This is a genomic window from Kerstersia similis (genome assembly GCF_965139615.1).
GTDB classification, from domain to species: Bacteria; Pseudomonadota; Gammaproteobacteria; order Burkholderiales; family Burkholderiaceae_B; genus Kerstersia; species Kerstersia similis.
The window spans coordinates 29,014-51,278 of record NZ_CBCSIQ010000010.1; the positions used below are offsets into that span (position 1 = coordinate 29,014).

The 22,265-nt window shown below is 63.5% G+C and carries 23 protein-coding genes; 13 read left to right on the forward strand and 10 right to left on the reverse strand.

Translation table 11 applies throughout. The annotated features are described in order from the left end of the window. Nucleotides 1-185: 185 nt before the first annotated feature. The 3 genes from ACNA1V_RS08150 to rsmD form a co-directional block, all read right to left on the reverse strand. Complete coding sequence (locus ACNA1V_RS08150; protein ID WP_415833100.1) at nucleotides 186-455, reverse strand: YfhL family 4Fe-4S dicluster ferredoxin; 270 nt, start codon at nucleotides 453-455, stop codon at nucleotides 186-188. A gap of 163 nt (nucleotides 456-618) precedes the next feature. Then, nucleotides 619-1,119, reverse strand: coding sequence for a pantetheine-phosphate adenylyltransferase (gene coaD / locus ACNA1V_RS08155; protein ID WP_415833101.1), 501 nt, complete (start codon nucleotides 1,117-1,119; stop codon nucleotides 619-621). A gap of 77 nt (nucleotides 1,120-1,196) precedes the next feature. Further along, nucleotides 1,197-1,760 carry a 16S rRNA (guanine(966)-N(2))-methyltransferase RsmD gene (gene rsmD / locus ACNA1V_RS08160; RefSeq protein WP_415833102.1) on the reverse strand — a complete coding sequence of 188 codons (564 nt, stop codon included), beginning with the start codon at nucleotides 1,758-1,760 and terminating at the stop codon, nucleotides 1,197-1,199. A gap of 793 nt (nucleotides 1,761-2,553) precedes the next feature. Between rsmD and ftsY the strand changes: the two genes are divergently transcribed. Next, nucleotides 2,554-3,675: a signal recognition particle-docking protein FtsY gene (ftsY, locus tag ACNA1V_RS08165; RefSeq protein ID WP_415833166.1), complete on the forward strand. Its 1,122-nt coding sequence runs from the start codon at nucleotides 2,554-2,556 to the stop codon at nucleotides 3,673-3,675. A gap of 40 nt (nucleotides 3,676-3,715) precedes the next feature. Here ftsY and ACNA1V_RS08170 read toward each other — a convergent pair whose 3' ends face one another. Beyond that, on the reverse strand, nucleotides 3,716-5,353 hold the full coding sequence (locus ACNA1V_RS08170) for a CYTH and CHAD domain-containing protein (protein WP_415833103.1): 1,638 nt from the start codon (nucleotides 5,351-5,353) through the stop codon (nucleotides 3,716-3,718). Between the two features lie 235 nt (nucleotides 5,354-5,588). Between ACNA1V_RS08170 and ribBA the strand changes: the two genes are divergently transcribed. From ribBA to ACNA1V_RS08215, 9 genes are all read left to right on the forward strand, one after another. Then, nucleotides 5,589-6,785 (forward strand): bifunctional 3,4-dihydroxy-2-butanone-4-phosphate synthase/GTP cyclohydrolase II, encoded by a 1,197-nt coding sequence (gene ribBA, locus ACNA1V_RS08175; protein ID WP_415833104.1) that lies wholly within the window; start codon nucleotides 5,589-5,591, stop codon nucleotides 6,783-6,785. 4 nt (nucleotides 6,786-6,789) lie between these two features. Further along, nucleotides 6,790-7,308: a 6,7-dimethyl-8-ribityllumazine synthase gene (gene ribH, locus ACNA1V_RS08180; RefSeq protein WP_415833105.1), complete on the forward strand. Its 519-nt coding sequence runs from the start codon at nucleotides 6,790-6,792 to the stop codon at nucleotides 7,306-7,308. Next, nucleotides 7,295-7,765 (forward strand): transcription antitermination factor NusB, encoded by a 471-nt coding sequence (gene nusB / locus ACNA1V_RS08185; protein ID WP_415833106.1) that lies wholly within the window; start codon nucleotides 7,295-7,297, stop codon nucleotides 7,763-7,765. The genes ribH and nusB overlap by 14 nt, the downstream gene beginning before the upstream one ends. Nucleotides 7,766-7,895: 130 nt before the next feature. Further along, complete coding sequence (gene thiL / locus ACNA1V_RS08190; protein ID WP_415833107.1) at nucleotides 7,896-8,855, forward strand: thiamine-phosphate kinase; 960 nt, start codon at nucleotides 7,896-7,898, stop codon at nucleotides 8,853-8,855. A gap of 2 nt (nucleotides 8,856-8,857) precedes the next feature. Continuing rightward, entirely contained in the window at nucleotides 8,858-9,373 is a 516-nt protein-coding gene (locus tag ACNA1V_RS08195; RefSeq protein WP_415833108.1) for a phosphatidylglycerophosphatase A family protein, read from the forward strand. Between the two features lie 73 nt (nucleotides 9,374-9,446). Then, complete coding sequence (locus ACNA1V_RS08200) at nucleotides 9,447-9,968, forward strand: CinA family protein (RefSeq protein WP_415833109.1); 522 nt, start codon at nucleotides 9,447-9,449, stop codon at nucleotides 9,966-9,968. A 476-nt stretch (nucleotides 9,969-10,444) separates the two neighbouring features. Beyond that, the gene (locus ACNA1V_RS08205; protein WP_415833110.1) at nucleotides 10,445-10,729 is read left to right on the forward strand and encodes a hypothetical protein; all 285 of its coding nucleotides are present in this window, start codon (nucleotides 10,445-10,447) and stop codon (nucleotides 10,727-10,729) included. A gap of 287 nt (nucleotides 10,730-11,016) precedes the next feature. Beyond that, on the forward strand, nucleotides 11,017-12,105 hold the full coding sequence (locus ACNA1V_RS08210; protein ID WP_415833111.1) for a sensor histidine kinase: 1,089 nt from the start codon (nucleotides 11,017-11,019) through the stop codon (nucleotides 12,103-12,105). Continuing rightward, nucleotides 12,105-12,731 (forward strand): response regulator transcription factor, encoded by a 627-nt coding sequence (locus tag ACNA1V_RS08215; RefSeq protein WP_415833112.1) that lies wholly within the window; start codon nucleotides 12,105-12,107, stop codon nucleotides 12,729-12,731. Before ACNA1V_RS08210 ends, ACNA1V_RS08215 begins: the two co-directional genes overlap by 1 nt. A 79-nt stretch (nucleotides 12,732-12,810) precedes the next feature. Here the strand turns inward: ACNA1V_RS08215 and pyrF are convergent, their stop codons facing one another. The 3 genes from pyrF to ACNA1V_RS08230 all read right to left on the reverse strand — a co-directional run bounded on the left by pyrF (nucleotide 12,811) and on the right by ACNA1V_RS08230 (nucleotide 15,528). Then, nucleotides 12,811-13,629 carry an orotidine-5'-phosphate decarboxylase gene (gene pyrF, locus ACNA1V_RS08220; protein ID WP_415833113.1) on the reverse strand — a complete coding sequence of 273 codons (819 nt, stop codon included), beginning with the start codon at nucleotides 13,627-13,629 and terminating at the stop codon, nucleotides 12,811-12,813. 116 nt (nucleotides 13,630-13,745) lie between these two features. After that, a complete protein-coding gene (locus ACNA1V_RS08225; protein WP_415833114.1) occupies nucleotides 13,746-15,071 on the reverse strand; it encodes an NAD(P)/FAD-dependent oxidoreductase in 1,326 nt (441 codons plus the stop codon). A 49-nt stretch (nucleotides 15,072-15,120) separates the two neighbouring features. Next, a complete protein-coding gene (locus ACNA1V_RS08230; RefSeq protein WP_415833115.1) occupies nucleotides 15,121-15,528 on the reverse strand; it encodes a diacylglycerol kinase in 408 nt (135 codons plus the stop codon). Between the two features lie 303 nt (nucleotides 15,529-15,831). Here ACNA1V_RS08230 and ACNA1V_RS08235 point away from each other — a divergent pair, with 303 nt between their 5' ends. After that, nucleotides 15,832-16,785: a helix-turn-helix transcriptional regulator gene (locus ACNA1V_RS08235; RefSeq protein ID WP_415833116.1), complete on the forward strand. Its 954-nt coding sequence runs from the start codon at nucleotides 15,832-15,834 to the stop codon at nucleotides 16,783-16,785. A gap of 88 nt (nucleotides 16,786-16,873) precedes the next feature. On the opposite strand, the gene ACNA1V_RS08240 is transcribed toward ACNA1V_RS08235, so the two are convergent. From ACNA1V_RS08240 to ACNA1V_RS08250, 3 genes are all read right to left on the reverse strand, one after another. After that, nucleotides 16,874-17,983, reverse strand: a complete 1,110-nt coding sequence (locus ACNA1V_RS08240) for a class II histone deacetylase (RefSeq protein WP_415833117.1) — start codon at nucleotides 17,981-17,983, stop codon at nucleotides 16,874-16,876. Between the two features lie 263 nt (nucleotides 17,984-18,246). Next, on the reverse strand, nucleotides 18,247-19,884 hold the full coding sequence (gene groL / locus ACNA1V_RS08245; RefSeq protein ID WP_415833118.1) for a chaperonin GroEL: 1,638 nt from the start codon (nucleotides 19,882-19,884) through the stop codon (nucleotides 18,247-18,249). Between the two features lie 53 nt (nucleotides 19,885-19,937). Next, entirely contained in the window at nucleotides 19,938-20,225 is a 288-nt protein-coding gene (locus ACNA1V_RS08250; protein WP_068374980.1) for a co-chaperone GroES, read from the reverse strand. Nucleotides 20,226-20,564: 339 nt separating this feature from the next. On the opposite strand from ACNA1V_RS08250, the gene ACNA1V_RS08255 reads away from it, so the two are divergent. Both ACNA1V_RS08255 and ACNA1V_RS08260 read left to right on the forward strand, forming a co-directional pair. Continuing rightward, complete coding sequence (locus tag ACNA1V_RS08255) at nucleotides 20,565-21,074, forward strand: sigma-70 family RNA polymerase sigma factor (protein ID WP_415833119.1); 510 nt, start codon at nucleotides 20,565-20,567, stop codon at nucleotides 21,072-21,074. Nucleotides 21,075-21,101: 27 nt separating this feature from the next. After that, complete coding sequence (locus ACNA1V_RS08260; RefSeq protein ID WP_415833120.1) at nucleotides 21,102-22,079, forward strand: DUF4880 domain-containing protein; 978 nt, start codon at nucleotides 21,102-21,104, stop codon at nucleotides 22,077-22,079. Nucleotides 22,080-22,265: the final 186 nt, after the last annotated feature.

Genomic DNA, 22,265 nt, shown 5'->3' on the forward strand with positions numbered 1-22,265 from the left:
GCATGGGGCGGTCCAGGCTTTTTTATTGCGGGTGCTGGCAGCAGCCGGCGCCGGTAGGCAGGGGCAGGGTATGCGCGGAACGCAGGGCGTGGGCAGGATCGGTATGGCCTGGCGATAGATAGCCGGCGCCAAGCTGGCGGGGCAGACTGGCCTGGGGGCTGTCTGCGGTGCTCAGAGGTCGGTGCTCAGGCTGGGGTGGAATCCGCTTTGGTGCGAGTCAGGCGATGGAATTTTTCCATCAGCGTTTCCTGGCTTTCGTGCCATTGGGGATGGATTTCGATGCACTCGACCGGACAAATGACCTGGCACTGGGGCTCGTCATAGTGGCCGATACATTCGGTGCAGGCGTCCGGATTGATCTCGTAGATTTCCGCGCCCATGTAAATGGCATCGTTGGGACACTGCGGTTCGCAGACGTCGCAGTTGATGCATTCTTCAGTGATATGCAGCGCCATGGCAGTATCCGCCAGCGTTGGGGAATGCGGTTTCAGGAAACAACATTGTAGCGCCCCGGCCGGGAAAGCAGCGGACAGCCCCGCTGGCGGCAGGGGTATCGACGCAAAAAAGCCGCCATGGCCTTGCCGTGGCGGTCTGTTTTTTTACCGGCTTGCAGCGGGTTCAGCCGGCGGCTGCCTCGCGGCGCTTGCGCGCCTTTTCCTGCAGCCAGCGTTCCACCGACGGGAAGACGAACTGGCTGACATCACCGCCCAGCAGGGCGATTTCGCGTACGAAAGTACCTGAAATAAACTGGTATTGATCCGAGGGCGTCATGAACAGCGTTTCCACTTCGGGCATCAGGTGGCGATTCATGCCGGCCATCTGAAACTCGTATTCGAAGTCGGAAACGGCGCGCAGGCCGCGTACGATGACGCGTCCTTTCTGGTCACGCACGAAATCCTTGAGCAGGCCGTCGAAGCTGTGGATTTCGACGTTGTCGTAATGCCCCAGCACTTCCTGGGCGATGGCCAGGCGTTCTTCGATGGTGAAGAAGGGGTTTTTGCCACGGCTGTGGGCAATACCCACCACCACCCGGTCAAAAATGGCGGCGGCGCGGCGCACGAGGTCTTCGTGGCCACGGGTGAGGGGATCGAAAGTACCAGGATATACGGCGGTAATCATGCAAGTCTCCATTTCCACTGTTCTCGCGCATGGTGAGCGGCGCGGCGGGGCTGTGCCCGGTGGGCTATTTCTTGCCGCTATTGCGGTGCAACAAACTGTAGCAGATAGTAATGCACTGCGCCTGCCTTGCCGGAACGAATCGCGGTGGAATTTTGTGGCAGTTCGATGGCAGCTTCGGATTCGACATAGACATAGGCGCCTGGGTTGAGAATGCCGGGCAGCGCAGGCCAGATGCGTTCCAGCAGGCCCAGTCCAAAGGGTGGGTCGAGCAGCACCAGATCGTAGCGCGTTGCATCCAGCCGTTCCAGTACCTGCCAGGCGTCGCCCTGATGAATCCGCAGATTGCTGGCGCCGAGCTTGTCGCGCAAGGCTCGCAGCGCTGCGGCGGCGGCCCGGTGGTTTTCCACCATCAGGACATGGCCGGCGCCGCGCGAAGCGGCTTCCAGGCCCAGGGCGCCAGTTCCCGCGAACAGATCCAGCACCTGCTTGTCCTGCCAGCTGTCATCCCATAAGTGATTGAGCCAATTGAACAGCGTTTCGCGGACGCGATCCGGCGTTGGGCGCAGGCCGGGCGCGTCCACCACTGGAATCGGTGTGCGTCTGAATTGACCGCCTACAATGCGGATGCGATGTTTCTGCATGGTGATGGTTTGATGCCTTGAGCTACGGCAAAGTGCGCGGAAAATGCAAGAATAACGCCTGTGAAGAACTCTGGCCTAGCGGCCAGCGGCCTTCGACAGCTTTTTGGGGGAGCCGCTGGCTCCAAGGATATTGCCGTGCCAGGTACCCGTTCCCGCGGGGAGGCCGGGCCGGACGATGTCGGTGGGGGCCAGGGGGAATGCACTTCTGGCGCTTGTTTCCGGCATCCATACGGAAATTTTCCGTATTTCACGACGGTTGATTATGTTCAGTTTCTTCAAGCGAAAAAAGAATGTGCCGGCACCCGCGCCGGAGACTGCCAATGATGCCAGCGGCTTGCAGGATGCCGCTGCCGCCGATGATGGCGCGGCGGGACGCAATCCTCCCGATGCGCTGGCGCGGCCTGTGCCTGTCGAGGCGGGTCATGCGCCGGTTGCGGGCGGCGATGGCGCAGTGCCCCGGCAAGAGGTGCCCCAGGCAGATGCGCCTGCCAGTGCGCCGACGGTAGCACCGGTGGCCGAGACGCCTGCGGTGGCCGCCGAGGCTGAGCCGGCTGTCCGGTCGTCCTCCGTGGGCGACGCAGCGCCGGCGCTTCAGGCCGCGACGGCTCCGGCAGCGGCGCCAGCAGTTGTCGTGCCTGCGGCCAGCGCAGCGCAAACGGCAGCCGAGCCGCAAGCGGCTGCGCCCGAGGCGCCGGTGGCGCCAGTGGCGTCTGTCGCATCCATTGCACCCGTTGCACCTGTCGCGCCCGTTGCGCCCGTCCCGGCGTCGCCGGTTGGCACGACGCCAGAGCCGGTGGTGGCGCTCGCGCCTGTTCCGGCGCCTGTGTCCGCTCCTGCTCCCAGTCCCGCACCGGCGGCACCAGCACCGGCACCGGCACCGGCGCGCCAGAATAAGCCGCAATCGCCTGCTGCGGTGGCCGAATCTGCCCCCGTACCCGCAGCCCCCATATCTGCATCCGCGCCGGAGTCGGGCACCGTGGAAGACACGGCCGCACCGGCCAAGACCTCATGGCTGCAGCGTTTGAAGCGTGGCCTGTCGCGTACCGGTCAAAGCCTGGGCGGGCTGTTTGTCGGCGTGAAGGTCGATGAAAACCTGTTCGAAGAACTGGAAACCGCGCTCATCATGGCGGATGCCGGCATGGAAGCCACGGATAAGCTGCTGGGCGAACTGCGCAGCCATGTCCGCAAGGAGCGATTGACGGATGCGGCGCAGGTCAAGGCCGCCTTGCGCGACATTCTGACCCGCCATCTGCAGGTGTTGGAAAAGCCCTTCCCGCTGAAAGGCGGTGCGCGTCCGCTGGTGGTGATGATTGCCGGCGTCAATGGCGCGGGCAAGACAACGTCCATTGGCAAGCTGGCGCATGACTTCCAGCGCCAGGGCGCCAGTGTGCTGCTGGCGGCTGGTGATACCTTCCGGGCGGCGGCACGCGAGCAATTGATCGCCTGGGGGGAGCGCAACAACGTTACCGTCATTGCGCAGGACGGCGGCGACCCGGCAGCAGTCTCTTTCGACGCTGTCAACGCGGGCCGTGCACGAGGGGTGAATGTCGTCATGGTGGACACGGCGGGGCGCTTGCCGACCCAATTGCACCTGATGGACGAACTGCGCAAGATCCGCCGCGTGATCGGCAAGGCGGAAGCCTCGGCGCCCCATGAGGTGCTGCTGGTCGTGGATGGCAACAGTGGCCAGAATGTGCTGGCGCAGATCAAGGCCTTCGATGCGGCCTTGAACCTGACCGGTCTGGTCGTGACCAAGCTGGATGGCACGGCCAAGGGCGGTACGCTGGCGGCGGTGGCGGCCGGTAGCCAGGGCGTGCGCGCAGTGCCGGTCTATTGGATTGGTGTGGGTGAAGGGCTGGAGGATCTGCAGGCGTTTTCTGCCCGCGAATTTGCCACTGCGCTACTGGGAGACTGAGGCGCGCCGCCCGGTAGCGCCCTGATTCGCCTCCGGTGCATCAGTCGCGCCAGAAACCCGGGCCACGGCCCAGGTCACGCAAGGTGGCCTGGGCGGATTGCTCCAACTGGCCCAGCCTGGCGGCGAACCAGCCCCGCGCAAACCAGGCTTGGGGGTATTCCGCGCTCAATTGCATGAAGCGGGCATCGGCAACATAAATATCGTTGATGACACCCAACTGGTCCTGTACGGCAGCCAGCTTGCGGCGGTAGGCGCGCAGGCGGCCCTGCGGCAACAGGGATTCGGCGAAGGCCAGGCCGTAGCGCAGCCGCTTGGCGCGTTTGCGCAGGGCATGGCGGGTGTCGATATCCAGCGTACTGAAATGGCGGCCGTCGCGCACGACGCTGCGGTGCCATTTGCGCAGGCGCTGCATGAGCAGCCGCTGCAGATTTTCGGTTTCGGTTTTGGCGTCCAGCGGAATAATGGCAACGTCCTGGCCATTCAAGGGCGTGTGGCTGTCTGTGGCGGCGTGAGCCGTTGCTGGGTCGGCCGCAGCGGGCTTGGCGCTGGAGGTTGCTGGCGTCAGGTCCAGGGTCCAGGCCAACAGATCGAGCAGCCAGCCTTGCACGGCGCGGCTGCCCGCACTGTCAGCGGCGGATTGTTCGGCATGGCTTTCAGGCAGGGTAATGGCCGGCATGCCGGCTGCCATCAGAGCGGGCAGGATTTCATCGCGCAGCACATCGTCGTCGCGGTTGGCGCCGAACTGGCCGAATATGGTGCGCGCGGCTTGTTGCAGCGGTAGCGGGGGCAGGCTGGCCCAGCCATCGAACAGGCGCCAGGCGGAACGCAGGCGGCGCATGCCGACACGTAACTGGTGCACGTGCCCGGGATGGCCGGCCGCATAAACGCCGGCGGTGTCGATTTCCGTCAGGACGGCGGCATTGCGGGCGATTTGTTCCAGGCATTCCTGCGTGATGACCCGCAGGGCCTGAGCTGGGGATTGCCGGGATGTCAGCACCACCGGCTGGATCGGGCGCGGCGCCCAGAACCGGCTGATTTCCGTGGCGCGCAGCTGGTTGGTTTCGGGCGCGCCGGCCGGGCCGGCTGCTTCCAGGCGCAAGGCGGTCGTGGCCAGCGCATCGCCCCGCTCGGATTTGCTGCGCAGATCCAATACCAGACCGTGTTTTTGCTGCCATCGGCGGCCGAGCTGGAATACCGCCTGCAAGTGGCCGGAGACCAATTCGAATTCGACTTCGGAAATGGGCAGTTCGAGGCCCCCGGCACGCAGCCAGCCCCGGTCGTAGGCGATTTCCACGACACCCTGGCGGGTGCGCACGCGGCGCAATTGGCGCATGACGTCCGTTTCGTAGCGCACGCCCAGTTCGCCCGCCAGATTTTCCAGCACCGGGGCAACTGGCGTATCGGCATAGACGGAAAGATCCAGTACCGGCCCGGGACGGTCATGGTTGAGTTCCAGGCGCGCCAGCGCATGCGCGCCGGGCGTCTTGAGGGTCTGCACCCAATGGTCGCCTTCCCGGCGCAGACGGATGGCCACGCGGGCCTGCGCCAGTTCGCGGGTGGGCGTGTCGAAATACAGCGCATGCAGGGCGATGTTTTCCGTAGCGCCGCGCGCGAGTTCCTGTTCCACGCCGGCGCGGGCGCTGGCGGGGACATGCAGTTTCAATTCCTGTTCGGACATGTTGGCGACCGTTGTGTATGCAAACCCGCTCATCTTAGCCCGAGGAACCCTGAATTTTGATGACGAGTCATCGCAATGTCATGATCGTGCGCGTGCGCGGGGTTCCCCTTCCGGCCGCGGGAATCCGGGGCAGGAAAACCGGCGGGACTGTCTGCCCGGCAGGGGGAATTCGGGCATTCCCTCCCTGTGGCAGCGTAGAATAGAGGGGTTGAAGCAGATTTCCAGCGAGTCATCAATGTCAGTCACACAAGCCGCCGGCGTGCCGGCAGAAGACACGCCCATTGCCGGGGTGTCCATCGCGCCCGTCAATGAAATCATCGCCGAGCTGCGTGCCGGCCGCATTGTCATCCTGGTGGATGAAGAAGATCGTGAAAATGAAGGCGATCTTGTCATGGCCGCGGATTTCGTGACGCCCGAAGCCATCAATTTCATGGTGACGCACGGCCGCGGGCTGGTTTGCCTGACGCTGACCGAAGAACGTTGCGAACAGCTGGGCCTGACTATGATGGCCAGCCGCAACGGTACGCGCTACGGGACTAATTTCACGGTGTCCATCGAAGCCGCCGTCGGTGTCGAAACCGGCATTTCCGCGTATGACCGCGCCCGCACCATCCAGGCTGCCGTGGCGCGCGATGCCCGTCCGGAAGACCTGGTGCAGCCCGGGCATATCTTCCCTGTTCGCGCCGTGCGCGGCGGGGTGCTGGTGCGTGCCGGCCATACGGAAGCCGGTTGCGACCTGACCGCCATGGCCGGCCTGACGCCGGCAGCTGTCATCTGCGAAATTCTCAAACCTGACGGCACCATGGCGCGTTTGCCGGACCTGGCGGTTTTTGCACAGGAGCACGGCCTGAAGATCGGCACGATCGCTGACCTGATCCAATACCGCAACGAACATGAGTCCGTTGTGCAGCGTGTGGCCGAACGTGAAGTCAGCACGCCCTGGGGGCGTTTCCGTGCCGTGGCCTATCGTGATACCGCAGCCGGCGCACCGCATCTGGCGCTGGTGCATGGCGATGTCCAGGCTGCCGCTGAAACATTGGTTCGTGTGCATGAACCCGCTTCCGTGCTCGACATCCTTGACGGTGAAGGTGGCGGGCATAGCTGGACCGTCGCCAGCGCGCTGGAAGCCCTGCGCCAATCCAAGGCCGGCGTATTGGTGTTGTTGAACTGCGCGGATTCGGCTGATTCCTTTTTCGCGCACGCTGCCTCATGGCAGGCCGATGCCGACGCCGCGCCGGCAGCGCCCACGGGCGACCGTTTCGATCTGCGCACCTATGGTATCGGCGCACGAATTTTGCGCGACCTGGGTGTCTCGCGCATGCGTCTGCTGGCGCGTCCACGCAAGATGCCTAGTATGATGGCGGGTTTTGGCCTGGACATCACGGGCTACGATAGCGATCTCGCTTCCTCTTCCAAGTCTGAACAAGGCTGAAATCATGAATCCTTACGTCATTGAACCCGACCTGAACGGCGAAGGCCTGCACATCGGCATCGTGCGCGCCCGCTTCAACGAATCCATTGGCCAGGCAGAACTCGAAAGCTGCCTGGAAGAGCTGGAAAGCCTGGGTGTGGATCTGCGCGACGTGATGGTGACCAGTGTGCCCGGCGCGCTGGAACTCGGCCCGGTGCTGGTGCAGATGGCCGATACCGGCGAATTCGACGCCTTGATCGCGCTGGGCGCAGTCATTCGCGGCGAGACCTATCACTTCGAAATCGTCAGCAACGAAAGTGCTGCCGCAATTTCCCGCGTTGCCCTGGAAACCGGTGTGCCGGTAGCCAATGGCGTGCTGACCACCGAAACCGACGAACAGGCGGAAGCCCGTGCGGCCGACAAGGGCCGTGATTGCGCCCGCGCTGCCGTGGAAATGGTCAACCTCCTGGTGGCCTTGCAGCCCGAGGAAAGCGACGAAGACGAGGAAGAAGATTTTGACGAATCCGAGGATGACCGTGGCTGAGCAGGCATCTGGACGTAGTGCGCGCCGTCGCGCGCGTGAATTTGCATTGCAGGGTATCTACGCCTGGCTGGTTCGCGGCAATCTGGGCGACCAGGACACTGGTTCGATTGATGCGCACCTGCGCTCCGATCCGGAGTTCGCCGAGGCGGATTTCGATTGGTACCGCACGCTGCTCAATGGCGTGTTCACCGATGCGGCAGAGCTGCGCGAGCAGTTCCAGCCGTTTATCGACCGCCCGCTGGCCGAGCTGTCGCCGGTGGAGCACGGTATTTTGCTGATCGGGACGTTTGAGCTGACGCGTCATCCGGAAGTGCCTTACAAGGTAGCCATCAACGAAGCCGTTGAATTGGCCAAGTCCTTTGGCGGCACGGATGGCTTCAAGTTCGTCAACGGCGTGCTCGACAAGCTGGCGGCCGTGGTGCGTCCGCAGGAGCTGCGCGCTGCGCCGCGCCGCTAAGGCGTAGCCAGGGCAGGGCGGGCATTTGCTGCATTTTCTGCCCCTGCGCTGATGCTGTCTGGCGGATTCTATGTATGTGGGCGGGTTCGTACCGTAAGGTGACGAGCCCGTTTGCTTTCCTGGGGGCGTGATGGCCGCGGAATTTGACCTTATCCGGAAATATTTCACTCATCCTGCCCCGGTGGGCATGCTGGGCGTCGGTGATGATTGCGCGCTGTTTTCGGTACCGGCAGGACAATCCTGTGCCGTCAGTACCGATATGCTGGTCGAGGGCCGCCATTTTTTCCCGGACGTTGATCCGGTCTTGCTGGGGCACAAGGCACTGGCAGTCAATCTCTCGGATCTGGCCGCGATGGGGGCGGAGCCTATCGCTTGTGTGCTGGGCTTGAGCCTGCCCGCTGTCGATGCTGCCTGGCTGGAAGGGTTTTCCAGCGGTTTCCTGGCCTTGTCCCGGGAACATGGCTGCCCGCTGGTGGGGGGCGATACCACGCGCGGGTCGAATATCTGCCTCAGCGTCACGGTGTTCGGGGCAGTGCCTGCCGGGCAGGCGCTGCGGCGCGATGCCGGGCAGGTGGGGGACGATATCTGGGTCTCGGGCACGCTGGGCGGCGCGGACATTGCACTGCAACTGATGCAGGGTAATTTGCCGCAAGAGCAATGGCGTCTGTCAGGGGTACGTGGTGCGTTGGAGCGTCCGGAACCGCAACTGGCATTGGGGCGTGGCTTGCGTGGCATTGCCCATGCTGCCATCGACATTTCGGATGGCTTGCTGCAGGACCTGGGGCATATTCTTGCCGCCAGCCGCTGCGCAGCCCAGCTGGACATACGCGCCTTGCCGGTGCATCCCGGACTGACGGGCCTGGCAGACGATATTCTGCTGGATGCCTTGCTGGGCGGCGGCGATGTTTATCAATTGTGCTTTACTGCCGCGCCGGCTCAACGCGATGCTGTCTTGCAGGCAGCGCTCGCAGCCGGGGCGTCTGTCAGCCGCATCGGCAGGCTGGAGTCAGGCCCCAGCGGAGCATTGCGGGACGGCCAGGGCGCGCCCTTGTCCATGCGGCGTGCAGGTTTTGACCATTTCGAAGGATAGTCATGAATGACAAGCATGCGAAAGCGGCGCGGATAACACCTGGGCTGGGTTGGGTGCTGCGCTCACCTGCGCGTTTTCTTGCCATGGGCCTGGGCAGCGGTTTGCTGCGTCCGGCACCGGGGACCTGGGGAACCCTGGCCGCCTGGCTGTTGTGGCTGCTGGTGCCGCTGGGCGCATCGAATGCCGGTATCGGCATTATTCTGGCCCTGTGTTTTATTTACGGTTGCTGGATTTGCCAGCGGGTCGGGCAAGAGCTGGGCGTACCGGATCATGGTGGCATGGTCTGGGACGAGATGGTGGCCTTCTGGCTGGTGCTATGGCTATCGCCGGCAGGCTGGTTTGCCCAGCTGTGCGCGTTTGCTTTGTTCCGCCTTTTCGATATCGTCAAGCCAGCGCCGATTCGTCAGCTCGATGCCCATTTCAAAAATGGCTTCGGCGTCATGCTGGACGACTTGCTGGCAGCAGGTTATACCTTGATCGTTATGGCGTTGCTGAACTGGGCCGGCTTGTTCGGCTGAATCCTGTCAGGCACATGGCTGGCAGACGCGTGCAGCCTGCCAGCAGCCGCGGGAATTGAATGGAGAGTGCCGGATGGAGTCTGATAAGGAAGTCCTGGAAGCCGTGGAGGCATTGGCGGCTGCATTGAAGCAAAGGGGCTGGCGTCTGGGGACGGCCGAGTCCTGCACGGGCGGGCTGCTGGCTGGTGCCCTGACGGCGCTGGCAGGTTCCAGCGACTGGTACCACGGCGGCTTCGTGACTTACAGCAATGCCGAGAAAGTCCGCCAGCTGGGGGTGGCCGATGTCTCGCTGGAAATGCATGGCGCGGTCAGCGAGCAGGTTGCCAGCCAGATGGCGACTGGGGTGCTGGCGGTCACGCGGGAAACCCAGTTTGCGATTTCCACGACCGGCATTGCCGGCCCGGGCGGCGCGACGCCGGGCAAGCCGGTCGGCATGGTGTGTTTCGGTTTTGCCAGACTCTGTGAGGATGGGGTGGTGGTAGCGGCCCAGACCCGATTGTTTGACGGCGACCGCGCCGCTGTGCGCCGTGCCGCTGTGCTGTATGCCCTGCGTGCGGCCTTGCCGCTGATCAGCGCGCCTTGCCCGGCTGCGTGAGGGATCGTCGTCGAGCGGGGCAGGGCGGCAATGTCAGCTCATACTGCTGCTGCCCGCACTGATGCCCGTACTGATGCCCCGAGGGGCGAGGGGCAATGGGCGATACCAAAGTATCGCCGGGCCATCCCAAGATGCACTAGGCCGGAGCGGCCTGGACGCGCATAATCCTGATTGTTCCGCTTACCCGCGCAGCCTTGTTCCAGACGCGTCAATTCCCGTTCTGGGCGGCATCTGGCGGGGCCAGTCCGATCATGGCGCTGAACCCTGCTGCAAACACAGGCAGCGGACACGCTCCGGATTTCTATCCGGGGTTCTGCACAGTTGGCCCGTCAATTCCGGCGTGGCCAGGAGTACAGGAAAAAATGCCAGAAGACAGTTGTAGTTCCTCATTAGCGAGCCTGCGCCGCACTGATTGAACCGGGGTTTCGTCTTGCCCGCGGCGGCCAGGTCATACCGACGATCCGCAGAGGTAAGAAATGAAATTCCTGAACGTGGCTTTTCTGTCCCGGCATCAGATTGCCGTCCATGCCTTGTTTGCCAATGCCGTCAGTGCGGCAGCACCGCCGCGCCATGGCGCATTGAATCGCAACGCCTCCCTGGCTTGCCGCACAGGTGCGCGCAAGGCGGTCTGGCGCACGACGCCGGCTGGCGGGCTGGAATGCCGCTGGGTGGCGGATGAGGCTGCCCAGGGGCGCCCCAGGCGTCGAACCGCCTACGCCCGCATCGGCGCCTGCGTGCCCGGTACTGGGCGCCGAGCCTGAGGCAGGGACGTTCAGGGTGCGCGAAGTCATTCGTGTCCCCCCACGCCACCCCTTGTTCCGTTTGTTCTAGGGGCGGAGCAAAGCCTGGCCTGCCAGCCGGTCGCTGCGCCGGCCGGGTCGTTTACGTCATTGCATGCGCGGTGCCATTGGTTTGTCCGTCCGCCCGTCCGCCGCGTTCCAGGCAGACGGGTGGACGCTTGCATGGGGAAGGAAGTCCGATGAAGGCAGGGTGGCGACGGGTGTTAAGATCGCTGCGACCAGGAAACAGGCAGGGAGCCGCTCGCAACATGAAGGACAAGCTGTCGATCACGCGTGAAACCAGCGTTCGGCCCGGCTTGCGGCGGGCCTTGCTGACAGCGGCCCTGGTGCTGGTGATGGGGCTGGTTTTTCTGGCCGATACCGTGACGGACTACGCCATTGCCTTCCCTGTGTTCTATTGCGCCGTGATACTGGCTGCCATGCGTATCCACGGCAGCCGTGTCGTGCTGGCGCTGTCATCGGTTTGCGTCGTGCTCACCATCCTGAGCTTTCTGCTGACTCGCAGCGGCGCCTACGAAATCGGCCTGATCAATTCGGTGCTCAGCATTGTGGCGATAGGCGTCACGACCTGGCTGGCCTTGCAGATGGCGACGGCTCAGCGCGTGGCGCGTACCGCCAAGGCGCGCCTGGAGCGCATGGCGCGTTCCAGCAGCATGGGTGAACTGACGACTTCCATTGCCCACGAGGTCAATCAACCCCTGGCAGCGATCAGTACCAGTGCCCATGCCTGCCAGCGCTGGCTGGCCATGGAGCCCCCCAATCTGGATAAGGCACGCCAGGCCGCAGGCCGTATCGTGGAGGATGCGCACCGTGCCAGTGCGGTCATTGAACGTGTGAGGGCGCTGACACGCGGCGAAGCGCCTGCGCGCGAGCGCTTCGATTTGAACCACGCCGTCATTGAGGTTGCGGTCCTGATGCATGGGGAGTTCGACAGGCATGGGGTTGAGCTGGTGCTGACGCTGGCTGAGGATCTGCCCGCCGCCTACGCGGATCGGGTGCAGATTCAGCAGGTGCTGAGCAATCTGCTGCTCAATGCGGCCGAGGCCATGGATCAGGCAGGTAGGCCGGCGGGGGTGGCGACCTTGAGTACCGGCTTGCATGCCGATGGCAGCCTGACCGTTGCCGTGGCAGATAACGGGCCGGGATTGGCGCCAGCAGAACTGGAGCGGATATTCGATGCGTTCTGGAGCACCAAGGAAAATGGCCTGGGCCTGGGGCTGGCGATCAGCCGCTCCATGATCGAGGCCAATGGCGGCCGGATAGAAGCGCTGGCGCGACCGGGCGGTGGTCTGGTCTGCCGCTTCACGCTGGCGGCGGCACCGCAGGAGCAGATCTGATGAAAGCATCCCCCGAGACCCTGTTGCAGCCTGTCATTCATGTCGTGGATGATGATGCGTCCATGCGCCTGGCACTGGAAGACCTGCTGGCCTCTGTCGGTCTGCAGGTATGCAGCCACGCTTCCGTCGCCGATTTCCTGGCCGGCGAACCGCCGGATGCGCCGGGTTGCCTGATTCTGGATATCCGGATGCCGGGGCAAAGCGGCATGGATTTTCATCGGCAGATGCAGGGCCATGGTTTGCGTTTGCCCGTGATTTTCATCACCGGTCATGGCGACATTGCCATGGGGGTGGAGGCCATGAAAAATGGCGCGATAGAGTTTCTGCCCAAGCCTTTTCGTGATCAAGATCTGCTGGATGCGATCCAGCGCGGGTTGGCACAGGATCAGGAGCGCCGGAGCAGGGAGGCCGGGATGGCTTTGCTGCACGGCCATTGGGAGGCGCTGACTACTGGCGAACAGGCCGTCATGAAAGGCGTGGCCCGGGGGTTGCTGAACAAGCAGATTGCCGATGAACTGGGCTTGAGCGAAGTGACGGTGAAAGTCCGGCGCGGCAATGTCATGAAGAAAATGCAGGCCCGCACGCTCGCGGACCTGATACGCATGGCGGACCGCCTGGGTCTGTGAGCGCGTCGGGGCGCGCGGCAGGCCCAGGGTGGCGCAGGGGCGGCCAGGCAGGCGTGAGCAGCAGCGTTAAACAGTCAGGTTAACGGCAGGCGTTGATGGCGTCGCGCGTTTCCTGGGCGGCACGGGCAGCGGCTTCGCGCCAATCTTCGTCGCGGCTGGCGTACAGCACGGCGCGCGAAGAGTTGATCATCATTCCGGTGCCGCGGCTGTTTAGCCCCGCTTTGACGGTTTTGGGGATGTCCCCGCCCTGGGCACCGATGCCAGGCACCAGCAGCGGTATGTCATCACCGACACGGGCGCGTACCCGGGCCAGTTCTTCGGGGCGCGTCGCGCCCACGACCAGACTGCATTGGTGATCGGTATTCCATTGCTGGCGCACGACGTCGGCAACGCGCAGGTAGAGCGGATCGCCATCGCCGATTAACAATTCCTGGAAGTCGGCGCCGCCCGAATTGGAAGTCCGGCACAGCACGATGATGCCACGGTCTTTCCAGCGCAGGTAGGGTTCGACGGAATCCGAGCCCATGTAGGGGCTGACGGTGACGGCATCTGCCTGGTAGCGCTCGAAGGCTTCCAGCGCATAGTGTTCGGCAGTAGAGCCGATATCGCCGCGCTTGGCGTCCAGTACCAGTACCTTATCGGGATGATGGCTGCGGAGGTGGGCGCATAGCGCTTCGAGCTGGGTTTCCGCGCCATGGGCGGCGAAGTGGGCAATCTGCGGCTTGAAGCCACAGACATAAGGCGCAACCGCGTCGGCGATATCCCGGCAGAAACGGAAAATGGCATCGGGTTGCGTACCCAGGGAGTCAGGGAAGCGCTCGGGCAGCGGGTCCAGTCCGACCATCAGCAGGGAGTTGGAGCTGGTCCAGGCTTTTTCCAGTTTCTGGATGAAAGACATAGCAGGCGTAGAAATCCGTTAAGGTTGAAAAATGACTGGCGCAGCGGCTGGCCTGGGCAGCCAAGGCTGCCCGGGGCTGGCGGACAGGTGCGCCGCCATGCCCGTTGCGCCGCGCGTCAGTGCAGCTTGACGCGAGAATGTGTGCGCCGCACCAGCAGGCGGGCCAGGGCCAGCGAGGCGGTTCGGCTGACGCCAAGAATGGCGCGGTGATGCATCAAGTGCAGGCTCATGTACATCAGGCGGGCCAGCATGCCGCTCAGGAACAGGCCGCGGCCGGTCAGTTTGCCCATCAGGCTGCCGACACCGGCATCCTGCCCCAGCGATACCAGGGAACCGTGGTCTTCATAGACGTAGGGCTTGCCATCGCTGGCTTCGCCCTTGAGCCGGGCGCTCAATTGCCGGGCCAGATAGCTGGCCTGCTGGTGCGCGGCCTGTGCCCGGGCGGGAACCAGACGGCCTTCCGTCCAGGGGGCGGCGGCGCAGTCGCCCATGGCATAGATATCGGGATCAGGGGTACGCAGCTGTTCATCAACCAGCACCTGACCATTGCGATGCAGCGGCAGGTCGAGCTTTTGCAGCAGGTCGGGCGCACTGATGCCAGCGGCCCACAGGCACATATCGGCATTGAAGCGGCGGCCATCGCGCGTCATGACATGGTCTGAGGTCACGCTGGCGACCGCGCAGCCGGTTTCCACGCGGATATCCAGGCTCTCCAGGCGCTCACGGGCCGCTTTGGAAATACGTTCGGGCAAGGCCGCCAGGATGCGTGGCGCGCCTTCTATCAGCGTGATGGCCAGATCCAGTCTGGGGTTGAACGCCGACAGGCTGTAGGCGCTGACAACACGGCTGGCCTCGCGCAACTCTACGGCCAGTTCGACGCCGGTGGCGCCGCCGCCCACGATGACCAGATGCAGGCGAGCTTCCGGATCCGTGGCCTTGGCCTGGTCCACGCGCAGCATGGCTTCGAGGATTTGCAGCCGGAAAGCTTCGGCGGCTTCGACGTTATCCAGCGTCACCGCGTGTTCTTGCGCGCCGGGCGTGCCGAAGAAGTTGGCCTTGCTGCCGATGGCCATCACAAGAATGTCGTAGGGGACTTCGCGTGGCGGAATCAGTTCCCGGTTGCCAGGGCCTGCAATGGCACCGATTTTCAGCACCTTGCGTTCGCGGTCGATATCCAGCATCGGCCCGAGAATGAAGGAAAAATGGCAAATATGCGCCAGCACCAGATAGGACAGGCCTTCCTGGTGGATATCCAGCGTACCGGCTGCGACTTCATGCAGGGAGGGTTTCCAGATATGGTAAGGCAGCGAGTCTATCAGCGTAACGGCTTGCGGACCGTGGCGCCGCCCCAGGCGGGCAGCCAGTTCCAGTCCGCCAGCACCGCCGCCGACAATGACAACGCGAGGCGTCGGGGGGCTGGCACTTTGGCGATGGGCTGTCATGGTGCTTGGCGTAGAGGAGAAAAGTTCATTCTAAGGCATCGCGCCCGGCTTACTGCCAGAATCGTGCGGCCAGGATGGAGAGCCAGACAATCGCCGTGAAGATCAGCATCAGCATGACTGCAGCGCTGCCCAGATCCTTGGCGCGTCCCAGCAAGGGGTGCCGTTCCACGCTGAGCGCATCGGCCAAGGCTTCGATGGCGGAATTCAGCAGTTCCACCACCAGCACCAGCAGCACGACGCCGATCAGCAGAAAGACTTCAATGGTGTTGCGGCCCAGGAAAAAGGCCGCCGGAATCAGCAGCACCGCCAGCGCCAGTTCCTGCCGGAAGGCGGCTTCATACTTGATGGCGGCGCCGAAGCCCTGCAGCGAGTATCGCAGTGCATTGAAAATGCGGCGCAGGCCGCCACGGCTTTTGAACGGCGAATGCTGCTGGGGGGAGGGGGGCGTTTGCGTCACGGTGTGGCGGCCTCTTCAAGTGGCGGAGAACAGGCGGCCCTGCGGCGCGGAGCGCATCGGCCTGCCTGTCGTGAATGGCGCGGCCGTCTGTTGTGCCGCACCACCATGCGGGCGTGATTTTACGTTAAGCAGGCGAATGCGTGTCGCTACGCAGTGCAAGGCCGCAGGCCCTGGCGCGGCCCTTGCTGGAACGCCGCACCGGGAAAATACCGATCCCCGCAAGCGGAAACGGGCCCTACGATGGCGGAACGGCGTCGCCATGGCGTGTGAGCATCCAATAGGCGTCAGCATGACGGAGGGGGAATGAGCGGCGAGAACCTGCAGGAGCGTATGGCAGCGCTGCGCGGCCTGTTCGAGTTCGACGCCGTGCAATTGCTCGCGCATGTGCCGGGCAGTGAACGGCATGTGGAAGTCTGGCGTCAGGGCTACAACACCGTCTGTGCGACTGCGCTGGCGGTCGATTTCCCGCGCCTGTACCCGCCGGGATTTACCCGCCGTTTCTCACCGGTTGAATTATTGCCGCCTTCGATTTCAGAGTCTTCGGAAGGCATGTTCCCTCCCTTTCGTTCGACGCAGCTTTATACCGGCGCCTTGCATGCGCATGGTTTTGAGGACGGCATGACGCTGGAACTGGGGGTGCAGGGCGGATATTGCGGACTGGCGCACTTTTCGTCGCGCCGGGCTGATGCTTTCAACCGCCAGGCTCGTTTGCTGGCGCGTGGCATGCAGGCGTTGCTGGAAAGCATGGTGCGCGAGCATGTACCGCAAACAGCAGGGCAAGCGGCTGTGTTGCTGCTGCGTTTCGTGCCTGAGGGAAACGGGTTGGTGCTGCAAGGGCCGGCACCGGCAGGCGTGGATGCCGAGGCCATGGCGCTAGCGCTGCGGCATGTAGCCGCACGGGCCCGTCCCTTGCAGTGCTACTGGCTGCTGGGGCGGCACAGCATGCGTCTGTCTGGACGCCCTTTGCCGCAAGGCGGCGTGATGGTCAGCCTGCATCCTGCCCCGCTTCCAGGCGGCATCAGTATTCGGGAGCTGGCGGCGTTGGGCTGGTTGATGGCAGGTTTGCCGGATCGGGAAATCGCTGCCTGCATGGGGGTGGGGGAGCGAACCGTGCACAGCCACGTGGCAGGCCTGCTGCTCAAGCTGGGTCTGGAGCGCAGAGTGCAGCTTGCCGTGCAGGCGGCCGTGAATGGCTGGTTCGTGCCGGATGCCGAAGGCAGGATACTGGCCGCCCTCGGGCCGATGGGGGCTGCCTGAGCCCTGCGCCGGCGCTTCGTGCGGCCTGTGGCCTGCCAGTTCCCGCTCCTTGCCTGTATGCGGCCAGGCAGGGAGCGGCCCGTGATATTCAGCGGATATCCGCCAGCAGCGGTACGATCTCCTCGATGGCGGCACGTTCGGCATCCAGCAGCGTATTGCCACCCATGCCCGCCAGGAACTCGTGGTAAGGATCGGGCAGGCTGCGTACGCCGGTCAGCTCCTCGATGACGGCCAGCCCGCAGAAAGGCAGGTAGTGGGGGCTATAGCCGCCTTCCTGGACGAATACGATGCGTCCATCGCAGATATCCGCTGCGCAGTCGATGGTCCGGCGTGCCATTTGACGGAAGCCATCGGCGGTCACCATCATGCGCGCCAGCGGATCCAGCATGCTGGCATCGAAACCGGAACCGACAATGATGAGTTGCGGCCGGTAGGCGCGCAGGGCAGGCAGGACGACCTGATCCATGGCATGGAGATAGGCGGCATTGCCGCTGCCGGGAGGCAGGGGTACGTTGATGTTATAGCCATGTCCGTTGCCTGCGCCGCGTTCGGTGCTGTAGCCGGAGTCGGGCGGAAAGCACAGATGCTGGTGCAGCGAAATGGTCAAGACGGAGGGATCGTTCCACCAGATATCCTGGGTGCCGTTGCCATGATGCACATCCCAGTCGAGGATGGCGACTCGCTCCATGCCCAGGACTTCGCGGGCATAGCCAGCCGCTACCGAGGTATTGTTGAAGATGCAAAAACCCATGGCGGCGTTGTGCGGCGCATGGTGCCCGGGCGGATTGACCAGTGCATAACCGGCACTCAGTTCGCCTGTTGCAACCCGGCGCGTCAGCTCAACGGCTCCACCGGCAGACAGCCGGGCGATTTCCAGGCCACCGTTGCCCATCATGGTGATGCCGTCGCCAGTATCCCCGCCCGTGGGCAGATTGCTGACGCGTTTCATGTTTTCCAGGTGCGCGGCGGAATGGGCGCGCAGAATATCCGCATCCGTGGCGGCGATGGCAGCGATTGGCGTCAGATGCTCGATCTGACCGGAGGCGCAGACCAGTTCGTGAAACCTGCGCTTGGTGTCAGGATGCGCCAGGTGATGGCTGATGGGCTGCATGCGCGCCGTCAGGTTGGCAGCGGCCAGGCTGCCGGTGCCGGTATCTACCCAGCCGTAAAGCGTATTCCAAACATATCCGATGGCCATGCCCGTCTCCTTGTCCCTATCAGTGATGACAGGCTCATGGTAGGCGGGCCGGCCCGGATCGCGCTTCCGTAGCTTTGCGGAATCCAATGCCAGGGTTTGCCTGGGGGGCAGGCAGGCGTGAGACCCATCAGCGCCATGGCTGGGGGGGCAGATGTTCGGGCCGCGCATAAGAAAACACCCCGCCAGGAAGACCCTGGCGGGGTGTTGCTTGTGGCTGCAGCCGGGGGAGGTGAGGCTCCCCCCGGACTGCGGCAGACAAGGGCTTAGAAGCCCATGCCGCCCATGCCACCCATGTCGGGCATGGCCGGCGCGGCCGGCTTGTCTTCGACGATTTCGACCACAGCGGCTTCAGCGGTCAGCAGCAGGCTGGCGATGGAAGCAGCGTTTTGCAGGGCATTGCGGGTCACCTTGGTGGGATCCAGCACGCCTTGCTCGACCAGGTCGGCGTACTCGCCGGTGGCCGCGTTGTAGCCGTAGTTGCCCTTGCTGTTCAGCACGGTGTTGACGACCACGCTGGATTCTTCGCCAGCGTTTTCGACGATGGTGCGCAGCGGCGCTTCGATAGCGCGCAGGATCAGCTGGATACCGGCGTTCTGGTCAGGCGTATCGCCCTTCAGGTCGGCAACCGCTTGCTTGGCACGCAGCAGCGCCACGCCGCCGCCAGCCACCACGCCTTCTTCCACAGCAGCGCGGGTAGCGTGCAGGGCGTCTTCAACGCGGGCCTTCTTTTCCTTCATTTCCACTTCGGTGGCAGCACCGACGCGGATCACGGCCACACCACCAGCCAGCTTGGCGACGCGCTCTTGCAGCTTCTCGCGGTCGTAGTCGGAGGAAGCTTCCTCGACTTGCAAGCGGATTTGCTTGACGCGGGCTTCGATGTTGGCAGCAGCACCGGCACCGTCGATGATGGTGGTGTTTTCCTTGCCCACTTCGATGCGCTTGGCCTGGCCCAGCTCTTCCAGCGTGGCTTTTTCCAGCGACATGCCGGTTTCTTCGGAGATCACCGTGCCGCCCGTCAGGATGGCGATGTCTTCCAGCATGGCCTTGCGGCGGTCGCCGAAGCCAGGCGCCTTGACGGCGGTGGTCTTCAGGATGCCACGGATGTTGTTGACCACCAGGGTCGCCAGGGCTTCGCCCTCGACGTCTTCGGCGATGATCAGCAGCGGACGGCTGGACTTGGCAACTTGCTCCAGCACCGGCAGCAGGTCACGGATGTTGCTGATCTTCTTGTCGTAGATCAGAACGAAAGGATCATCCAGGGCGGCAACTTGCTTTTCCTGGTTGTTGATGAAGTAGGGCGACAGGTAGCCGCGGTCGAATTGCATGCCTTCGACGACGTCCAGCTCGTTTTCCAGCGACTTGCCGTCTTCGACGGTGATGACGCCTTCCTTGCCAACCTTGTCCATCGCGTCAGCGATGATCTGGCCAACGGAGGAATCGCTGTTGGCCGAGATGGAGCCAACCTGTGCGATTTCCTTGCTGGTGGTGATGGCCTTGCTCTGGCTCTTCAGTTGCTCGACGATGGCGGCGACAGCCTTGTCGATACCGCGCTTCAGGTCGATCGGGTTGAAGCCGGCGGCAACGTACTTCAGGCCTTCTTGAACGACGGCCTGGGCCAGCACGGTGGCGGTGGTGGTGCCGTCACCGGCGTTGTCGTTGGTACGCGAAGCGACGTCTTTGACGAGCTGTGCGCCGATGTTTTCGAACTTGTCCTTCAGTTCGATTTCCTTGGCGACGGAAACGCCGTCCTTGGTCACCAGCGGGGCGCCGAAGGAGCGCTCCAGCACGACGTTGCGGCCTTTCGGGCCCAGAGTGGTCTTGACAGCGTTGGCGAGGATGTTGACGCCGCGGACGATGCGCACACGGGCGTCGTCACCGAACAGAACTTGCTTGGCAGCCATTGTGATATTCCTTACTAGAGATCGGTATGGGATGGATCAGGCGCGGGGCCGGCTTACTGGATCACGGCGAGGACTTCGTCCTCGCGGATGACCAGCAGCTCTTCGCCATCGACCTTGACGGCCTGGCCGGCATACTTGCCGAACAGAACCTTGTCGCCGACCTTCAGGTCAACGGGCAGCACCTTGCCGTCTTCGGTTTTCTTGCCGGGGCCGACGGCCAGGACTTCGCCTTGGTCGGGCTTCTCGGCGGCGCTCTCGGGGATCACGATGCCGGAGGCAGTCTTGCGTTCGTTGTCCAGACGCTTGATGATCACGCGATCATGCAGGGGACGCAGGGCCATGAAGAACTCCTGTATATCTAGCTAAGGTTTGAATGAGGTAACAACAAAACCAATGTGGTCATGCACGGGCCGGAAAGCTGTTAGCACTCGACGGCCTTGAGTGCTAATTATAAGGACGGCTTCGCATTTTTCAAGGGGGAATGATCCGAGGCCCGTCAGGCACCTGCGGACGGCATGCGGAGGGGGCGATGACGTTTCGCGGTTCTCGCCCATGATTGCGTTGATGCAACAGAATGCAGTGTCAACCCTAGGAACGAGTGGATTCCGGCTGCATTGGAAAATATGGATGAGTATAATTCTCAATCCTGATTTTCAGTTTATGCGCTTGGAGCGTGCTTCATGAGTCAACCGGCGGACGCGGCGGCTATCGCCGAAACCATGTATGTGGCGCATCACCGCTGGTTGCTGGTGCGCCTGCGCAATAAGCTGGGCAATAACGAAGAGGCGGCGGACCTGGTGCAGAACACCTTCGTACAGGTGCTGACCTCGCGCGAACTGGACAGGATCAAGGAGCCGCGCGCCTACCTTACGACCATCGCGCAGAACCTGCTGGCCAATCATTTTCGCCGTCAGGCGCTGGAGCGGGCGTATCTGGAAGCCTTGGCCAGCCTGCCGGAAGCCATGGCGCCCTCAGCCGAAACCCGGGCCATTGCGCTCGAAGCCTTGCAGGAGGTGGATCGGCTGCTGGCAGGCGTGCCGCGCCAGGCGCGCCAGGCTTTCCTGATGGCCCAGGTCGATGGCATGACGCACGCCGAAATTGCGCAAGCCCTGGATATTTCGATTGCGACGGTCAAGCGCCGCATTCTGGTTGCCGCGCAGCGCTGCTATTTTGCGGACCTGCTTGACTGACATTCGGTACGAGGCAAGGGAGCGGGCATGGCGGAAAAACAGGGACTGAACGAAAGCGAAACCGTCGGGCAGGTCACGCCGGGCGCGGCGCGCGAGGCATTGAACTGGCTGTTGCGCATGCAGTCCGGCGATTTTCCTGCCCGCCAGCGGCTGGCATGGCAACGCTGGCGCGCCGCCAGCCCGACGCATGAATCTGCCTGGCAGCGCATCGAACAGGTCAATCTCCGGCTGGGTGTGCTGGATTCCGCGCCGGTCGCCTTGCACGCCCTGGACGCCTCCGGCCGCGTCAGGCGGCGCAACCTCAAGTTGCTGGGGGGGATGGCAGGCTTGGGGATGGTGGCCTTGGGCGGACGCGAGATTTTCAATTGGCGTTTCGGTGGTACCTATATCAGCGGTATCGGCGAGTTGCAGGCCGCGACGCTGCCCGATGGTTCACGCTTGTTGCTCAATACGGATTCCGCGGTCGATCTGGTGACGGATGCGCTGGGCGATATTCTGGTGCTGCGCCGGGGTGAAATCATGGTGACCACGGCGCTGGGCCTGGTTCATCCTTTCCGGGTGCGGACGGCCTACGGCGACGTGAGCACGCCTGCCGCGAGTTTTCTGCTGCGGGATGAATCAATGGCCTGTCAGGTCGGTGTGCTGGCCGGCAGCGTGGAAGTCTGGCCGATGGATGACCCGCAGGCGAGCTATCTGGTGCAGGCCGGGCAGCAGACCCGTTTTTCCAGGACTGCCGCAAGCGGCCTGGAAGCCTTGCCGCCCCACGCCAGTGCCTGGACGGAAGGCATGCTGATAGCCGTGGATATGCCTCTGTCACGGTTTCTGGCGGAACTGGGGCGCTATCGACACGGTATTTTGCGCTGCGCGCCGGACATTGCCGATTGGCGGATTTCCGGCTCCTATCCGGTGGCAGACACCGAGCGCGCCTTGGCGGCGCTGGTTCGTGCGCTACCTGTCGTCGTGAAAAAACGTAGCGATTACTGGGTCACTGTGGAAGCTCGCTGACCCCCGGCGCTGGCTTGGCCTGATGCCTTTGTTTGCCGCTAGGGACAAGCAATGCGCACAGCTGGCGGCTCAGGTTCCGGTGGGCGTGCTGCCGGCTCTCGGAGCTGTTTTGCCGGCAGCGAAAAAAATTGAGCTGTTTTTTCGTGTCGCGTGTCAGGTTAGGTAATACGACACTTTCCACGGGCG

Excerpts from the sequence above, each read along its gene's own strand:
- ACNA1V_RS08150 (WP_415833100.1), bottom strand. The coding sequence starts at position 455 with ATGGCGCTGCATATCACTGAAGAATGCATCAACTGCGACGTCTGCGAA.
- coaD (WP_415833101.1), bottom strand. The coding sequence starts at position 1,119 with ATGATTACCGCCGTATATCCTGGTACTTTCGATCCCCTCACCCGTGGC.
- rsmD (WP_415833102.1), bottom strand. The coding sequence starts at position 1,760 with ATGCAGAAACATCGCATCCGCATTGTAGGCGGTCAATTCAGACGCACA.
- ACNA1V_RS08170 (WP_415833103.1), bottom strand. The coding sequence starts at position 5,353 with ATGTCCGAACAGGAATTGAAACTGCATGTCCCCGCCAGCGCCCGCGCC.
- ribBA (WP_415833104.1), top strand. The coding sequence starts at position 5,589 with ATGTCAGTCACACAAGCCGCCGGCGTGCCGGCAGAAGACACGCCCATT.
- ribH (WP_415833105.1), top strand. The coding sequence starts at position 6,790 with ATGAATCCTTACGTCATTGAACCCGACCTGAACGGCGAAGGCCTGCAC.
- nusB (WP_415833106.1), top strand. The coding sequence starts at position 7,295 with ATGACCGTGGCTGAGCAGGCATCTGGACGTAGTGCGCGCCGTCGCGCG.
- thiL (WP_415833107.1), top strand. The coding sequence starts at position 7,896 with ATGGCCGCGGAATTTGACCTTATCCGGAAATATTTCACTCATCCTGCC.
- ACNA1V_RS08195 (WP_415833108.1), top strand. The coding sequence starts at position 8,858 with ATGAATGACAAGCATGCGAAAGCGGCGCGGATAACACCTGGGCTGGGT.
- ACNA1V_RS08200 (WP_415833109.1), top strand. The coding sequence starts at position 9,447 with ATGGAGTCTGATAAGGAAGTCCTGGAAGCCGTGGAGGCATTGGCGGCT.
- ACNA1V_RS08205 (WP_415833110.1), top strand. The coding sequence starts at position 10,445 with ATGAAATTCCTGAACGTGGCTTTTCTGTCCCGGCATCAGATTGCCGTC.
- ACNA1V_RS08210 (WP_415833111.1), top strand. The coding sequence starts at position 11,017 with ATGAAGGACAAGCTGTCGATCACGCGTGAAACCAGCGTTCGGCCCGGC.
- ACNA1V_RS08215 (WP_415833112.1), top strand. The coding sequence starts at position 12,105 with ATGAAAGCATCCCCCGAGACCCTGTTGCAGCCTGTCATTCATGTCGTG.
- pyrF (WP_415833113.1), bottom strand. The coding sequence starts at position 13,629 with ATGTCTTTCATCCAGAAACTGGAAAAAGCCTGGACCAGCTCCAACTCC.
- ACNA1V_RS08225 (WP_415833114.1), bottom strand. The coding sequence starts at position 15,071 with ATGACAGCCCATCGCCAAAGTGCCAGCCCCCCGACGCCTCGCGTTGTC.
- ACNA1V_RS08235 (WP_415833116.1), top strand. The coding sequence starts at position 15,832 with ATGAGCGGCGAGAACCTGCAGGAGCGTATGGCAGCGCTGCGCGGCCTG.
- ACNA1V_RS08240 (WP_415833117.1), bottom strand. The coding sequence starts at position 17,983 with ATGGCCATCGGATATGTTTGGAATACGCTTTACGGCTGGGTAGATACC.
- groL (WP_415833118.1), bottom strand. The coding sequence starts at position 19,884 with ATGGCTGCCAAGCAAGTTCTGTTCGGTGACGACGCCCGTGTGCGCATC.
- ACNA1V_RS08250 (WP_068374980.1), bottom strand. The coding sequence starts at position 20,225 with ATGGCCCTGCGTCCCCTGCATGATCGCGTGATCATCAAGCGTCTGGAC.
- ACNA1V_RS08255 (WP_415833119.1), top strand. The coding sequence starts at position 20,565 with ATGAGTCAACCGGCGGACGCGGCGGCTATCGCCGAAACCATGTATGTG.
- ACNA1V_RS08260 (WP_415833120.1), top strand. The coding sequence starts at position 21,102 with ATGGCGGAAAAACAGGGACTGAACGAAAGCGAAACCGTCGGGCAGGTC.